Below are 16,926 nucleotides of genomic sequence, written 5' to 3'. Positions count from 1 at the left end.
AGGAAAGGAGAGTTACAGATGGCACGTTATACCAAGGAAATGATTTTACAGATGGCGAAGGAGGAGGATGTGGAATTCATACGTCTTCAGTTCACCGATATGTCTGGCACCCTGCGTAATATGGCAGTCACTTCCAGTCAACTGGAGAAGGCACTTGACAATGAATGCATCTTTGACGCATCCACGCTAGATGGGTTTTCAGGGGAAGATGAGAATGAGTTATATCTGTATCCGGATCTGGATTCATTTGCAATCCTGCCATGGCGCCCACAACAGGGAAAGGTTGCCCGCATGATCTGCGACATATATCAGCCGGACGGAACATTCTATCCGGAGTGTTCAAGAGGAATTCTAAAACGGGTACTTGAGGAAGCCAAAAGCATGGGGTATCAGTTCGTTGCAGGTCCTGAGTGTGAATTTTTCCTTTTTCATACCGAAGAAGATGGGACACCCACTACACTGACGCATGACAGAGCTGGTTATTTTGATCTGGGTCCGTTGGATCTCGGAGAAAATGCGCGCAGAGACATGGTATTGACCCTTGAAGATATGGGTTTTGAAGTGGAATCCTCCTACCATGAGGTTTCTCCCGGGCAACATGAAATTGATTTTCATCATTGCAAAGGACTGGAAGCTGCTGACAGTCTGATGACTTTTAAATTTGCTGTACGGACAATTGCAAAGAGGCACGGACTGCATGCTACTTTTATGCCCAAACCGGTGACTGACAGTAATGGTTCCGGCCTGCATGTAAATTGTATCTTAAGAGATGAATTGGGTAAAAACCTGTTTTTCGATGAAAGTGACGAAAAAGGGTTAAGTAAAACCGCATATTATTTTATGGGGGGTATACTGAAGCATATTCAGGGAATGTCCCTTATTACTAATCCTCTGGTAAATTCCTACAAGCGCCTGGTTCCGGGCTATGAGGCTCCGGTATTCGTGGGATGGGCGACAAAAAGCAAGAGTCAGATTATACGAATTCCTGCTGCCAGAGGAAATCGAACCAAAATTGAGCTTCGTTCTCCGGACGCATCTGCAAATCCCTATCTGGTTCTGGCTGCAATTCTGGCTGCAGGATTGGACGGTATTCGAAATAAGATGATGCCGCCTGCCTGCATGGAGGAAAATCTGAATAATCTCTCACTGAAAGAGAATCCGGAAACCGGAATTGAAACCTTACCGGGTAATCTTCAACAGGCGATTCAGGCATTTGAAGAGGATGCATTTGTTCAAAACGTACTGGGTGAGGATTTTTCCAGACGTTATATCGAGATGAAAAAGGCCGAATGGAAAGAGTATATACAGCAGGTATCTGACTGGGAAATCAGTAAATATTTATATCGGATCTGAAAAAGGGGCGTAATGAATGAACAGCTTGGTGATTGCTTTTCCTAAAATAGAAGACGCAAAGCGTATCGGAGATGTTCTGTCACGCCATGATTTATATGTGGATGCACTGTGTACTACAGCTGCTCAGGCTCTTGGTGAAATGAATAACAGAAACAGTGGGGTTTTAATTTGCGGATATAAGCTTCCGGATATGTTTTTTACAGAACTTCGCGAGAACATGCCTCCGGGATTTGAGATGCTGCTGATTGCTTCTCCCAGGATATTAAGTTCCTATGAAGGCAGTGGAGTTGTATCCCTTGCGATGCCGTTGTCAGTTTACGAGCTGACGAATACCGTTCAGATGATGCAAAGACAGTCCCAAAAGCGCCTGAAAAAGGGACAGACAAAACCAAAGCCACGCAGCAAAGAAGAACGGGAGATTATCGGCAGCGCAAAGAGTCTGTTGATGGAACGGAACCATATGACGGAATCCGAGGCACATCGCTATCTGCAAAAATGCAGTATGGAAAACGGGACGAATCTCGTGGAAACGGCAGAGATGGTATTGACGTTGATGAACGATTAGGAGGAATTGAGTTTGTTTAAAATAAATGAGAATTATTTAAAGCTGCCGGGAAGTTATTTGTTTTCCGGAATCGCAAAAAAGGTGGATTCCTTTCAGACGACCCATCCGGATTGCAGGGTGATTCGGTTGGGGATTGGAGATGTGACGCAGCCGATTGCTCCGGCAATTATTAATTCTTTGCATCAGGCGGTGGATGAGATGGGAAGAAGCGAGTCTTTCCATGGATATGCACCGGATTTGGGATATGAATTTTTAAGAAATGCGATTGCGGAACACGATTATCAGAGCCGCGGATGTGATATCCGGGCAGATGAGATTTTTGTCTCTGATGGTGCGAAGTGTGACTGCAGCAATATTCAGGAAATTTTTAGTCAGGACAACAGAATCGCCGTCTGCGATCCTGTCTATCCGGTTTATGTGGATTCAAATGTCATGGCGGGAAGGGCCGGTGAATATAATTCTTTGACAGGAACATTTTCTGACGTTACATATATGGCCTGTACGTTGGAGAATGATTTCTGTCCCGAAATACCAAAGGATGTACCGGATATCATCTATTTGTGTTATCCGAATAATCCTACGGGATCTACACTTACAAAGAACCAGTTACAGGTCTGGGTAGATTATGCGAATCGGGTGGGAGCGGTCATCATCTATGATGCAGCTTATGAAGCTTATATTTCCGAAGAGGATGTGCCGCATTCGATTTACGAATGTAAAGGGGCGCGGACGTGTGCGATTGAGCTCCACAGCTTTTCCAAAAATGCCGGATTTACCGGTATGCGTCTGGGATATACGGTAGTGCCTAAGGATCTGAAGACCGGGGATGTGATGCTGCACAGTCTGTGGGCAAGACGTCATGGAACAAAGTATAACGGTGCACCGTATATTATACAAAGAGCCGGAGAGGCTGTTTATTCACCGGAGGGGCAGGCTCAGTTAAAGGAGCAGGTAGCCTATTATATGAAAAATGCCAGAGTGATTTATGAAGGGCTGAAGGAGTCCGGCTATACGGTTACAGGAGGTGTGAATGCACCGTATATCTGGATGAAAACACCGGATAATCTGACATCCTGGGAATTTTTTGACAGGCTTTTGGAACAGGCGCATGTTGTTGGAACGCCCGGATCCGGCTTTGGACCCAGCGGTGAAGGATATTTTCGTCTTACGGCGTTTGGAACCTATGAAAATACTGTGGAGGCGGTAGAAAGAATCAAAAAATTATAGGAACACCCTTTACAAATCGAAAGCTTCTGTGTATACTACTTAGCAAGTATATACTTTAAAAGAAATATTTAAGAATGGCTGTGAAGGAAACTCTGTACGTGAAACTTGACAGGAAGCGGATGTCACCGACTGAGAGCATCTGCATGAGAGAAGGGTACAACAGGGAACATTCCGGAGCCGGGTTGTTGAATTCATGTTTTGATGCGGTGAGCTTCAGAACATGAGTAGTAGGCAGTCACGTGCTACGCGTTAAGTAGAAGAGAGATGCAGTGTAAGCACTGCATAATGCGGGTGGTACCGCGGAATCTGTTATTCCGTCCCGAAGTGTCGTATTTCGATGCTTCGGGACTTTTTATACCAAAGTATACAAAGTAACTGCCGGTGGCAGCCCTTTTGTATGTATAAGAGAGGAGACTGGATTATGGAATATATTACCGGAATAAGCGCGGTTGAGGATTTGACGATTGCCGAACTGCAGGAATGCAGGCGGGATGGAACGGAAGTAAAAGTGAAAGGAGCAGTTCATTCCATCCGGAATATGGGAGAGGTTGCCTTTATAGTACTCCGCAGGCGGGATGGATTAATTCAGACCGTGTATCAGGAAGAGGATTGTGATTTTCATATTAGGAATTTAAAAGAGGCAGACACGGTTGAGGTCTTTGGAATCGTGCAGAAGGAACACCGGGCACCGAACGGAGTGGAGATTCTGCTGAAATCGGTCAGAATTCTTTCAGAACCGGCAGAGGCACTTCCACTGGCAGTTTCTAAGTGGAAGATGAATACATCCCTGGAGGCAATGCTGGACAGAAGGCCAATTGCCCTCAGAAATGTGAGAGAGCGGGCAAAGTTCAAACTGCAGGAAGGAGTGGTCAGAGCTTTTCGAGAATTCTTATATGAACAGGGTTTTACAGAGATTCACACTCCAAAAATCGGGGCTAAAAGCGCAGAAGGTGGTGCGAATCTGTTTAAGCTGGAATACTTTCACAAACCGGCTATACTCCAACAGAGTCCACAATTTTATAAACAGATGATGGTGGGTGTGTTTGACAGAGTTTTTGAGACGGGACCTGTTTTTCGGGCTGAGAAGCATAACACAAAGCGTCATCTGAATGAATATACATCACTGGATTTCGAAATGGGTTATCTGAATGATTTTACAGAAATCATGGAGATGGAAACAGGATTCCTTCAGTATATGGTACAACTGCTCAATAAAGATTACTGTAAAGAATTGAACCTGTTGGATGTTAAACTGCCTAAAGTCTCTGAAATACCCAGTGTTACATTTACAAAAGCAAAGGAACTGGTTTCCGAAAAATATAACCGTAAGATTAAAAATCCCTTTGATCTGGAACCGGAGGAGGAAGTCTTAATCGGGGAGTATTTTAAAGAAGAATTCGATGCAGATTTCGTATTTGTAACACATTATCCGTCTAAAAAGCGACCGTTTTATGCTATGGATGATCCGACGGATACAAGATTTACACTGAGTTTTGATTTGTTGTTTCATGGAATGGAGATTACGACCGGAGGACAGCGTATCCATGATTATCATGATCTGATGACAAAGATTGCATCGAGAGGAATGGAGGCAGAAGGCATGGATCAGTATCTGGATACTTTCAAATATGGCATGCCGCCCCATGGCGGTCTTGGAATCGGGCTGGAAAGGCTGACGATGAAGTTGACCGGGCAAGACAATGTACGTGAGACCACATTGTTCCCAAGGGATATCAACAGACTGGAGCCCTGATGTATCCGGGATACTGATGAAAAATTTAAAGGAGAGAGAAAATGTCAGAGAAAATTACCGATGAAACCATTGATTATGTATCCATACTGGCCAAACTGAAACTGAATGATGCGGAGCGGAGTCAGGCGAAGGAAGATATGCAGCGGATGCTGGATTACATTGATAAACTAAATGAACTTGATACGAAAGATGTAGAACCTATGTCCCATATATTTCCTATAGATAATGTTTTCCGTGAGGATGTAGTCGTAAATGGTGATGACAGAGAAAGCATGCTGGCCAATGCACCTGAAAAAAAAGAGGGGCAGTTTAAAGTGCCGAAGACAGTGGAATAGGAGGGACCTGAAGATGGATTTGATGCAGCTTACAGCGGTCCGGCTTTCAGAGAAAATCAAGTCGGGCGAGGTGACGGTAAAGGAAGCGGCAGAGGCTTCTTTGCAGGCAATCAGAAACAAAGAAAAAGAGATACATGCCTTTATATCTATAGATGAAGAAGGTGTTTTAAGGCAGGCAGAGGAGGTGCAGAAGAAAATTGAGAAAGGGGAGCAAGCCGCCGGACCGCTGGCAGGCGTTCCGGTAGCAATTAAGGATAATATCTGCACTTTGGGAATAAAGACCACATGTGCATCACGGATCCTTCATAACTTTGTTCCGACATACGATGCACATGTGGTGAAACGTCTGAAGGATGCCGGGGCTATCATCATTGGAAAAACAAATATGGATGAATTTGCCATGGGAAGCACAACTGAAACCTCTGCTTTTGGAGTGACCAGGAATCCTGCGAATCAGGAGCATGTACCCGGAGGTTCTTCAGGAGGCTCCTGTGCGGCAGTGGCTGCGGGCGAAGTTCCCTGTTCCTTAGGGTCCGATACGGGTGGTTCTATTCGCCAGCCAAGTGCTTTTTGTGGCGTGACAGGATTGAAGCCGACTTATGGGACCGTCTCCCGCTATGGCTTGATAGCCTATGGTTCTTCACTGGATCAGATTGGGCCGATTGCCAGAGACGTGACAGATTGTGCGGCGCTCCTTCAGGTAATTGCTTCTCACGACCGAAAGGATTCCACATCTGTTCGTCTGGAGGACTATAATTTTATGTCTGCTCTGAAGGATGATGTAGCTGGTCTTAAGGTTGGAATTCCGGAAGACTATTTTGGAGAAGGACTGGATCAGGATGTGAAGGAGCGCATTTTTGAAGCAGCAGAGATTTTAAAATCAAAGGGTGCGAGGGTGGAGTTTTTTAATCTTGGAATGGTGGAATATGCAATTCCGGCTTATTATGTTATCGCTTCCGCTGAGGCGAGTTCCAATCTGGAGCGGTTTGACGGAGTGAAATATGGATATCGCAGTGAAGAATACGAAGGTCTTCATGACATGTATAAGAAAAGCCGTACGGAAGGCTTCGGACCGGAAGTGAAACGCCGTATTATGCTGGGAAGTTTTGTGCTCAGTTCCGGATATTATGATGCATATTATCTGAAGGCTTTGAAAACAAAAGCTTTAATAAAACATTCTTTTGAAACTGCTTTTAAAAAATACGACATTTTACTGGCACCCGCTTCTCCTTCCACCGCACCCAGGCTTGGAGCTTCTTTAAGTGATCCGTTAAAGATGTATCTAAGTGATATATATACCGTGTCGGTAAATCTGGCGGGGCTTCCGGGTATCTCTGTTCCCTGTGGGAAAGACAGTAAGGGACTGCCTGTAGGCTTACAGATGATTGCTGACTGCTATCAGGAAAAAACACTGCTTAAGACCGCATATACCTATGAGCAGAACAGGGGGAAAAAGTAGGATGGGAAAACAATATGAAACCGTCATAGGGCTGGAGGTACATGTAGAACTTGCCACGAAAACAAAGATATTCTGCGGATGCTCAACCGCATTCGGAGGTGCACCCAATACGCATACCTGCCCGGTATGTACTGGTATGCCGGGTTCGCTTCCTGTTCTGAACAAACAGGTGGTAGAATATGCCATGGCAGTGGGACTCGCTGCAAACTGCCGGATTAATCAGTATTGTAAATTTGACCGAAAAAATTATTTTTATCCGGATAATCCTCAGAATTATCAGATTTCTCAGCTTTATCTGCCCATTTGCCACGATGGCTTTATAGAGATTGAAACATCCTCCGGCACAAAAAAGATCAGGATCCATGAGATTCATATGGAAGAGGATGCAGGTAAACTGATTCATGATGCATGGGATGACTGTTCACTTGTTGATTATAACCGGAGTGGAGTTCCATTGATTGAAATTGTTTCAGAGCCGGATATGAGGAGTGCCGAAGAGGTCATTGCTTATCTGGATAAGCTGCGTCTGATGATACAGTATCTCGGGGCTTCTGACTGCAAGCTGCAGGAAGGGTCAATGCGTGCTGATGTGAACTTGTCTGTACGGGAGGCCGGATCAGATGTGTACGGAATACGTACAGAGATGAAGAACTTAAATTCATTTAAGGCCATCGCAAGGGCAATAGAAGGAGAGCGCGCGAGACAGATTGAGCTGATTCAAGAAGGACGTCCTGTGATTCAGGAAACCAGGAGATGGGATGATAACAAGGAGTATTCCTATGCTATGCGTTCCAAAGAAGATGCACAGGATTACCGCTATTTTCCGGATCCGGATCTGCCGCCGGTTTCTATAAGTGATGAATGGATGAACCGTGTTCGGATTTCTCTGCCCGAACTTCAGCCGGAAAAGCAAAAACGTTATGAAAGAGAATATCAGCTGCCCTCTTATGATGCCGAAATCATAACCGGTTCAAAAAAACTGTCTGATATCTTTGAAGCTGCAGCAGAAATCTGTAAAAATCCCAAAAAGGTTTCTAACTGGTTGATGGTTGAGACGCTGCGGCTCTTAAAAGAAGCCGGACAGGAACCGGATGATTTATCATTTTCACCGGAAAACCTGGCAAAGCTCGTCAGTCTGGCAGATGAGGGGTCTGTTAACAGCACTGTGGCAAAAGAGGTATTCGAAAAAATTTTCCTGGAAGATGTGGACCCTGAAGTTTATGTAAACGAACATGGACTAAGGACTGTCAATGATACCGGCCTTATGGAAGAAGCAGCAAAAAAAATTCTGTCCGATAATCCGGAAGCTGCAGCCGACTATAGGAACGGCAAAGAAAAAATCCTGGGATTCCTGATTGGTCAGGTGATGAAAGAGATGAAAGGAAAAGCAAATCCATCGGCCGTGGGTGAACTGCTTAAAAGGCTCATCTGATAAGATACAGATTACCTCTGTTATTTCCGGTGCATATGTTATATGGAAGAAGAATTCGAGGCATAATAGATGTATGATCATTTAACAGGGAAAGGGATTGGTATCGCATTTTTGGATACGGGTATTTTTCCTCATATGGATTTTGACAACCGAATTTTGGAATTTCAGGATTTTATAGATCACAGGGATTTTCCTTACGACAATAACGGACATGGAACCCATACCGCGGGGATTGCAGCGGGCAATGGCAGGGCGGCTTACGGCAAATACACCGGTGTGGCCCCGGGGGCTTCCATTATTTCTCTGAAGATATTGGATCAGTATGGAAATGGACAGAAGGAACTGGTTATAGAAGCACTGGACTGGGTTTTAAATAACTATAAACGTTACGGTATCAGAATCGTAAATATCTCTGTAGGAACTACAGAAAAGGATGAGAAGATTCACAGATCTTTAATTGATGCAGTTGACAAGGTATGGGATAAAGGGTTGGTGGTTGTGGCAGCCGCTGGAAATATGGGGCCTAAACCCGGAAGTGTTACCGCTCCCGGAAGCAGTAAAAAAGTGATAACTGTAGGCTCCTCCGATATGATTACATCTGTATTTCCAATCTCAGGCCGCGGACCGACCAGTGAGTGCATCTGCAAGCCGGATATTGTAGCACCTGGAAAGTCCATCGTGAGCTGTGGAGTCAGGCAGGGAAAATACGTTGCAAAAAGCGGAACCTCCATGTCCACTCCAAAGGTTTCGGGAGGTATTGCGCTGCTTTTGGAGAAATCACCGCATCTGACGAATGTGGAGGTTAAGGAAAAACTGCTGCAGTCCGCCTGGGACCTGGGCCTTCCCCGCAATCAGCAGGGACACGGCCTTTTTCAGTTGGAGAAGTTTCTTTACACATAAAAAGTAATTGACAAATCCCCCTTGTAATTGTACTATTGTATACAATGATACATAGATACAATTATAAGGGAGATTTTAATTATGCAAAACAGACCCGTGAAAATGAATGGAAAAACAAATCTTTTAGAACTGGAAGAGCACATGTACCCTTTGGTGGATGTAGACACACCAAATGTATTCCGTAATCTGTTTCCTTACAATGAGGTACCCAAAATCGCATTTAATGATCGAATTGTACCACACCATATGCCTGCCGAGATCTGGATTACAGATACTACATTTCGTGATGGGCAGCAATCGAGGGCTCCCTATACGACGGAACAGATTGTGAGCATCTTTGATTATCTGCACCATCTGGGCGGGCCACAGGGTAAGATTAGACAGTCCGAATTTTTCCTTTACAGTAAAAAAGACCGGGATGCAGTTTATAAGTGTATAGAGAGAGGATATGAGTTTCCCGAGGTGACCAGTTGGATCCGGGCCAGTAAAAAGGATTTTGAACTTGTAAAAGCCCTGGGCATGAAAGAGACAGGTATTCTGGTCAGCTGCTCGGATTATCATATTTTTTACAAGATGAAGATGACCCGGAAACAGGCAATGGAACACTATCTCAGCGTAATCCGGGAATGTCTTGATACTGGTATCAGTCCAAGATGTCATCTGGAAGACATCACACGTGCAGACATCTATGGATATGTAATCCCATTCTGCCTGGAATTGATGAAACTGATGGAACAGTATCAGATACCGGTTAAAATACGCTGTTGTGATACCATGGGATATGGCGTCAACTATGCTGGTGCGGTGATACCACGTTCTGTACAGGGAATTATCTATGGTCTTATGACACATGCTGGCGTACCGAGTGAGCTGATTGAATGGCACGGACATAATGATTTTTATAAGGCAGTCAGCAACTCCACAACCGCCTGGCTCTATGGATCAAGCGGGGTAAACTGCTCCTTATTCGGAATCGGTGAACGTACTGGAAATACCCCTCTTGAGGCTATGGTTTTTGAATATGCGCAGCTAAAAGGTGATTTTGGCGGCATGGATCCAAGGGTCATTACGGAGCTTGCAGAATATTATGAAAGAGAAATCGGATACGAAATCCCTGAGAGAACCCCATTTGTCGGAAAACATTTTAATATTACCCGTGCAGGTATCCATGCGGACGGACTTTTGAAGAATGAAGAAATTTACAACATTTTTGATACGGAGAAAATTCTGAATCGTCCTGTGGAAGTAGCAGTGTCAAATACTTCAGGTCTTGCGGGTATTGCGCACTGGGTCAATACACATTATAAGCTGTCCGGGGAGAACAAGATTGACAAAACCTCTGAGCTCGTGGCTATGATTAAGGCATGGGTAGATAATCAATACGAAGACGGCCGTGTTACGGTCATGACGAACGGGGAATTGGAAAGCAGCGTAAAAGAGGCTTGTGAAAGACTACAGATTACGTTATAATCGATACGAAGTATTGTAACTATGGAGGCAGGTAATATGACAAGTTCAGCTTCTTCCCTGCGAGGAAAGGTATATCAAAGTATCAGGGAGGATATTTTGAGTGGAACATATCAACAGGGTGAAGAACTGGTAGAAAATTCCCTGGGAGAGAAATTAGGTGTGTCCAGAACACCGGTACGGGAGGCTCTGCGCCAGCTGGCTCTGGAGGATCTGGTGGATATTATACCAAACAAAGGGGCCTTTGTAAAAGGTATTGCAGCAGAGGATGTGGAGGATATCTATCTGATTCGTTCCAGATTGGAAGGCCTTTGTGCCAGATGGGCAGCCAAGAGGGTAACGAAGGAAGAACTGCAGGCTATGGAGGAGGTTATCATACTTTCGGAGTTTCATGCCGGAAAAGAGCATTACGAACAGGTTTATGAACAGGACACCCACTTTCATGAACTGATGTATGAGGCATGCCACAGCAGAATGCTCTCATCGCTGTTGTCTCAGTATCATCAATATGTTCAGAAGGTAAGAAAACTTTCCATCCAAAATCACAGCCGCTCCACCAGGAGCAGTGAAGAGCATAAGGAAATACTGGATGCAATCCGGGAGCAGGACGAGGATAAGGCTGAGTACCTTGCAACACAACACATTCTTAATACAATGGAGAACCTGAAGCAGTATGATATTGATTCATTGCTTCATCAGTAAACCAAAATCAGGAGGAATCATGGAAAAAATCAAAATGCAGACACCATTGGTAGAGATGGACGGAGATGAGATGACACGCATATTATGGCAGATCATCAAGGACGAATTACTAAAACCGTATATTGACTTAAACACCAGATACTTTGATCTGGGCCTTGAAAACCGTAATGATACGAACGACCAGGTTACATTTGACTCTGCAAATGCAGCCCGAAAGTATGGAGTAGCCGTAAAGTGTGCAACAATTACTCCCAATGCTGACCGCATGAAAGAATATAATCTGAAAGAGATGTGGAAGAGTCCGAATGGAACGATTCGTGCAATTTTGGATGGTACAGTATTCCGTACCCCGATTGTAGTAAAAGGAATTGAACCCTGCGTAAAGAATTGGAAAAAACCCATAACGATTGCAAGACATGCATACGGTGACGTGTATAAAAATGTTGAGATGGTGATACCGGCTCCGGGTGTGGTTAAGCTGGTATATGCACCGGAAGATGGTTCCGCAGAACAGACGATAGAGGTCCATGATTTTAAATCAGGCGGGGTTGTACAGGGACAGCATAATCTGGATGTGTCCATCGAAAGTTTTGCAAAAAGCTGTTTTGAATATGCGTTGGATTCAAGGCAGGATCTGTGGTTTTCAACCAAGGATACAATCTCGAAAAAATATGATCACAGATTTAAAGATATTTTTGCAGCCTTATATGAAAGTCAATATAAAGAACGGTTTGAGAAAGCAGGCATCACCTATTTCTATACACTGATTGATGATGCGGTAGCACGCATTATGAAGGCTCAGGGCGGATTTATCTGGGCATGTAAGAATTATGACGGGGATGTTATGAGTGACATGATATCATCCGCTTTTGGATCACTGGCCATGATGACCTCAGTACTGGTATCACCGGATGGCTGCTATGAGTATGAGGCCGCACATGGAACCGTACAGCGTCATTATTATAAGCACCTAAAGGGAGAAGAGACTTCAACGAATTCTGTTGCAACCATTTTTGCATGGAGCGGAGCTTTACGCAAGCGAGGGGAGCTGGATGGAAATAAAGAATTGATGTCTTTTGCAGACAGACTGGAGAAAGCAACCCTGGAAACCATAGAGAGTGGTAAGATGACGAAGGATCTGGCATTGATTACTTCAATTTCGAATCCTGCGGTATTAAACAGCAGGGATTTCATATTAGCGATTCGTGAAAGACTTGAATAGGTATATCTATACCCTTTGTACAAAAGTGGCTTGTCCAAATCTATGACAAGCCGCTTTATCGCTTTATATTTTATTAAAGAGACAATTCTTCCCACTCTTCATAAAGCTGTTCCAGCATCCTGGAAATGTCTGCCTTTTTATTGGAAAGCTCGATACAGCGTGCAACATCCGTGGATACTTCAGGGCGGCTCATCTCTTCATCAATTTCAGCATCTTTTTTTTCAAGCTTTTCTATTTCAGCCTCGCATTTGTTAAGATCATTTTCACGTTTTCGCTGTCTGGCCTGTTCCTGCTTTTGCGCCTTCCAGTCCACTTTGGTTTCAGATTCGGAAGGAATCAGGGAGGGAGTTTGCTTGTCGGAAGCAGCATAGGCATTTGTTAAAACATCCTTTTTTTCCAGGTAATAATCATAATTACCAATGTAATTAACAAGAGTTTTGTTGGTCAGCTCCAGAATTCTTGTGGCTGTCTGATTGATAAAATACCGGTCATGCGAGACGTAGAGTACCGTTCCTGAATAGCTGTTCAGGGCACTTTCCAGAATCTCTTTCGACACAATATCCAGATGATTCGTTGGTTCATCAAGAATCAGAAAATTTGCTTCAGAAAGCATGAGCTTTGCAAGTGATATCCGTCCCGTTCGCCACCGCTCAATGTCTTAATCTGCTTAAAGACCTCGTCTTCCGTAAATAAAAAAGCCGCCAGGACATTACGGATTTCTGTATTACTCAGACTGGGATAGGTGTCGGAGATCTCTTCAAAGATTGTCTTTTCCATATGAAGTACATGGTGTTCCTGATCGTAATAACCAATTTGCACTTTACTGCCCAAAGTGAATTGTCCTTCATCCGGCTGCAGTGCCTGATTTAAGATTTTTAATATTGTGGTTTTTCCGGTTCCATTATTGCCGATAATTGCAACTCTTTCTCCACGTTTAATATCAAAATTCAAATCCGAAAACAAGGGTTCGAAGCGAAAGCCTTTGGAAAGATGCTCCACATGCAAAACATCATTTCCGCTGATAACACGAGGCTCCAGAACGATTCTCATATCAGCACGAACCTCTGCCGGCTTATCTAAAACTTCAATTTTATCCAGCATCTTTTCACGGCTTTCTGCACGGCGGATGGATTTTTCACGGTTAAAAGACCTAAGCTTGGCAATAACCTGTTCCTGATGCTTGATTTCCTGCTGCTGATTCATGTATGCATGCAGAGCAGCCTGCCTTTGTAGCGCCTTTTTTTCACTGTAAGCGTGATAGTTTCCATCGAATGAACAAACAGTTCCATTATCGATCTCGATAATCTTCGTAACAACACGGTCCAGAAAATAGCGGTCATGAGAGACAATTAATACAGCCCCTGAATAGTTCATAAGGTAGGTTTCCAGCCAGGTGATGGAATCCATATCCAGGTGGTTGGTCGGCTCATCCAACAGGATGATATCCGGCTTGGTGAGAAGTAATTTTCCCAGCGCGACTCTGGTTTTCTGACCGCCGGAAAGTGTGGATACAAGCTTTGAAAACTCATCTTCCGCAAAGCCCAGACCTTTTAAGACACCGACAACTTCACTTCGATATGCGTAACCATTTTCCAGTTCAAATGTATGATTCAGGCGGGTATAAGTATTCATCAGGCTTTCCAGCTCATCCGGAGCGGCAGACTGCATCTGCTGTTCCAGGGAACGGATTTTTTCTTCCATTTCTATAAGTTCTTTCTTTGATTCCAGAACTTCCTCATAAATTGTATGTTCTCCGGAAATCTCCTGATGCTGTGCAAGATATCCTATCGTAGCCCCCTTTGCCAGAATCACATCACCGTGTTCCGCCGGGATCTCCCCCATGATAATTTTTAGAAAAGTAGATTTCCCTGCACCGTTAATCCCAATTAATGCGGATTTTTCATGGGCCTCTATATGAAAGGATGCACCTTTAAGAATTTCCGTGGTTCCAAAACTTTTACTGATATTCTGACATGATAAGATCATTTTAAAATTCTCCTTTGAACTTTTGCCTCTTATGATTATACCGTAAAAATAAAAATTGACAAGAAATTTTGCAAGAATTCTTTGACAAGGTTATGTCAATAACTTATACTAATAGAGAAATGATATCCTTACAGGAGGAAAAAGAATTGGATGCAAAAGGGATTTCAAAAGCTGTAATAAAACGATTGCCCCGTTATTATCGATATTTAGGTGAGCTGCTTGAAGATGGGGTAGAGCGTATCTCATCAGGAGAACTCAGTGACCGCATGAAGGTTACCGCCTCTCAGATCAGACAGGACCTGAATAATTTCGGTGGTTTCGGTCAGCAGGGTTACGGCTATAACGTAAGACATTTATATAATGAAATAGGTAAAATTCTGGGATTGGACCGTACACATAATATGATTATCGTTGGTGCAGGTAATCTCGGACAGGCACTTGCCAACTATACATCTTTTGAGCGCAGCGGTTTCAAGACGGTTGCACTGTTTGATATTAACCCTGCCATGAAGGGCATGATGATTCGCGGGATAGAGGTACGCATGACAGACGAATTGCCTGCATTTATTAAGACAAAGAATGTTGAGATTGCGGCGCTTACGCTCCCTAAGACAGAATCTGTGGCTATGGCAGAACTATTGGTTGCAAATGGCGTGAAGGCAATCTGGAACTTTGCACATACGGATTTAAATTTATTATTGCCGCCGGATGTGGTTGTGGAGAATGTGCATCTTGCAGAAAGTCTGATGCGCCTGTCATATAATCTGACAACGAAAGAGACAGAGGTAAAAAACACGTAAAGCGTTGTAACCTGGAAAAAACTGCTGATGTGACGCCCGCCAGAGTGTGCTTCAAACACGCTCCGGGTCAATACATCAGCAGTTTTGCCATATCTGTAACAAACATGTAGAAAGGAGATTGTTGTGAAAAGAGTTATTTCCAGCCGCCATATGAAAGCGTTAGATGCTTATACGATAGAGAACATAGGGATTCCTTCTCCTGTTCTGATGGAACAGGCTGCACTGGCTGTAGTGGACTGCCTGCAAAGCGGACGTTATGCAACAGATAATATATTGGTTGTCTGTGGAAGTGGCAACAATGGCGGGGATGGCGTGGCGGCGGCCCGTATTCTTCATCTGAAGGGATACAAGGTCTCTGTCTTTACAGCCGCCCACCCTGAGAAATATAGTGATGGTATGAAAACGCAGGTACAAATTGCCCGAAATTACCAGGTCAATTTTGTCACAAATCCAGACTATGGTGAATATACTGTTATAGTGGATGCTGTCTTTGGTGTTGGACTTGCACGGCCAATTACCGGGAATTTATTGAAAATTGTGGAGCAGATTAATTTTTCAAAGACTCCTGTAGTGGCTGTGGATATACCGTCAGGGCTTCACGCGGATACCGGTGCTGTGATGGGCGGGGTGATTCGGGCGGAAGAAACTGTGACGTTTGCCTTTTTAAAGCCTGGTTTGCTGCTGGGGCATGGACAAACCTGCGCCGGAAAGATAACGGTTGCAGATATCGGTATATATGAAACTGGAAACTTCCGGGAAGCAGAGCCGGAACTTCCGTTGTTCAAACCGGAGGAAGAAGATTTGCTTCGTCTCCCCATAAGGATGGAGAGCGGCAATAAAGGAACATTTGGAAAGGTACTTTTAATCGCAGGTTCCGGGACTATGGCAGGGGCAGCTATTCTTTCGGGGAGAGCCTGTCTCAGAGCGGGGGCCGGAATGCTGAAAATTTATACAACCACGGAGAACCGGGATCTGCTGCTTACCAGTCTGCCTGAAGCTCTTCTGTCCGTCTATGAACCTTCGGAACCAGTAACTCACAGGCTTCAAAAGGATATGGAATGGGCGGATGTAATCGGTATTGGTCCGGGAATTTCCACAGAGCCTTATGCGGCCCGAATCCTGGAATATGTCCTGAATCATAAAGGCCAAAAACCGTGCGTTATAGATGCTGATGCCCTAAACCTGCTCAGTTTACATATGAGTCTGCTGAAGATGGCAGCTCCCCCATGCATTCTAACGCCCCATATAGGAGAATTTTCCAGACTTACCGGGATATCTGTATCAGAGTTAAAATCCAATCTTTACGAAGCGGCCGGCGCCTTTATATGCAATTACGGTGTTACCTGTATTTGTAAAGATGCAAGGACGCTGACCATGATGCCGGATGGAACCGGCTATATCAATACTTCCGGAAACTCCGCCCTTGCAACTGCCGGAAGTGGAGATGTTCTTACCGGACTCATTCTTGGACTTCTGGCCCAGACGGATGGTCACAATGATATACATATAGTACCCTTTACCGTCTATTTGCACGGTCTCTTAGGACAACGGGCATCCATGCGCCTTTCCAAAGCAGGAGTACTGGCTTCAGATCTGATTGAAGAATTGACAATACAAAACGAAAAAATAGAAGCTTTGCATAGTCAAAACTGTAATAAGACATTGAATACATCCGGATTTTTTGGAAATACTTGTAGTAAAACACATAAAATCGGAGTGTGAAAA

At 44.2% G+C, this 16,926-nt stretch carries 13 protein-coding genes and 1 pseudogene; 13 read left to right on the top strand and 1 reads right to left on the bottom strand.

The genetic code is table 11. The features are described 5' to 3' along the window. The first annotated feature begins 18 nt into the window (after positions 1-18). From KNL20_RS07700 to KNL20_RS07650, 11 genes are all read left to right on the top strand, one after another. Positions 19-1,353, top strand: a complete 1,335-nt coding sequence (locus tag KNL20_RS07700) for a glutamine synthetase family protein (protein ID WP_230400006.1) — start codon at positions 19-21, stop codon at positions 1,351-1,353. A gap of 16 nt (positions 1,354-1,369) precedes the next feature. Further along, a complete protein-coding gene (locus KNL20_RS07695; RefSeq protein WP_230400005.1) occupies positions 1,370-1,918 on the top strand; it encodes an ANTAR domain-containing response regulator in 549 nt (182 codons plus the stop codon). Positions 1,919-1,930: 12 nt separating this feature from the next. Then, a complete protein-coding gene (locus KNL20_RS07690; protein ID WP_230400004.1) occupies positions 1,931-3,145 on the top strand; it encodes an LL-diaminopimelate aminotransferase in 1,215 nt (404 codons plus the stop codon). Positions 3,146-3,566: 421 nt separating this feature from the next. Beyond that, entirely contained in the window at positions 3,567-4,898 is a 1,332-nt protein-coding gene (aspS, locus tag KNL20_RS07685; protein ID WP_230400003.1) for an aspartate--tRNA(Asn) ligase, read from the top strand. Between the two features lie 41 nt (positions 4,899-4,939). Continuing rightward, positions 4,940-5,233, top strand: a complete 294-nt coding sequence (gatC, locus tag KNL20_RS07680) for an Asp-tRNA(Asn)/Glu-tRNA(Gln) amidotransferase subunit GatC (RefSeq protein WP_230400002.1) — start codon at positions 4,940-4,942, stop codon at positions 5,231-5,233. A 13-nt stretch (positions 5,234-5,246) separates the two neighbouring features. Continuing rightward, complete coding sequence (gene gatA / locus KNL20_RS07675; protein ID WP_230400001.1) at positions 5,247-6,692, top strand: Asp-tRNA(Asn)/Glu-tRNA(Gln) amidotransferase subunit GatA; 1,446 nt, start codon at positions 5,247-5,249, stop codon at positions 6,690-6,692. A 1-nt stretch (position 6,693) separates the two neighbouring features. Beyond that, positions 6,694-8,124, top strand: coding sequence for an Asp-tRNA(Asn)/Glu-tRNA(Gln) amidotransferase subunit GatB (gene gatB / locus KNL20_RS07670; RefSeq protein WP_230400000.1), 1,431 nt, complete (start codon positions 6,694-6,696; stop codon positions 8,122-8,124). A gap of 69 nt (positions 8,125-8,193) precedes the next feature. Then, entirely contained in the window at positions 8,194-9,024 is an 831-nt protein-coding gene (locus tag KNL20_RS07665; RefSeq protein ID WP_230399999.1) for a S8 family peptidase, read from the top strand. Positions 9,025-9,105: 81 nt separating this feature from the next. Further along, complete coding sequence (locus tag KNL20_RS07660; protein ID WP_230399998.1) at positions 9,106-10,494, top strand: beta/alpha barrel domain-containing protein; 1,389 nt, start codon at positions 9,106-9,108, stop codon at positions 10,492-10,494. Positions 10,495-10,530: 36 nt separating this feature from the next. After that, the gene (locus KNL20_RS07655; RefSeq protein WP_230399997.1) at positions 10,531-11,193 is read left to right on the top strand and encodes a GntR family transcriptional regulator; all 663 of its coding nucleotides are present in this window, start codon (positions 10,531-10,533) and stop codon (positions 11,191-11,193) included. A 19-nt stretch (positions 11,194-11,212) separates the two neighbouring features. Then, a complete protein-coding gene (locus KNL20_RS07650) occupies positions 11,213-12,415 on the top strand; it encodes an NADP-dependent isocitrate dehydrogenase (protein WP_230399996.1) in 1,203 nt (400 codons plus the stop codon). A 73-nt stretch (positions 12,416-12,488) separates the two neighbouring features. Here the strand turns inward: KNL20_RS07650 and KNL20_RS07645 are convergent. Further along, a pseudogene (locus KNL20_RS07645) lies at positions 12,489-14,401 on the bottom strand (ABC-F family ATP-binding cassette domain-containing protein). A 146-nt stretch (positions 14,402-14,547) separates the two neighbouring features. Between KNL20_RS07645 and KNL20_RS07640 the strand changes: the two are divergent. Further along, positions 14,548-15,201, top strand: coding sequence for a redox-sensing transcriptional repressor Rex (locus tag KNL20_RS07640; protein ID WP_230399995.1), 654 nt, complete (start codon positions 14,548-14,550; stop codon positions 15,199-15,201). A gap of 123 nt (positions 15,202-15,324) precedes the next feature. Beyond that, positions 15,325-16,923, top strand: a complete 1,599-nt coding sequence (locus tag KNL20_RS07635; RefSeq protein ID WP_230399994.1) for an NAD(P)H-hydrate dehydratase — start codon at positions 15,325-15,327, stop codon at positions 16,921-16,923. Positions 16,924-16,926 lie beyond the last annotated feature (3 nt).

This window comes from Novisyntrophococcus fermenticellae (genome assembly GCF_018866245.1).
Classification (GTDB): Bacteria; Bacillota; Clostridia; order Lachnospirales; family Lachnospiraceae; genus Novisyntrophococcus; species Novisyntrophococcus fermenticellae.
Note: the sequence above shows the minus strand (reverse complement) of the source record. Positions and strands in the feature narration are given on the sequence as shown.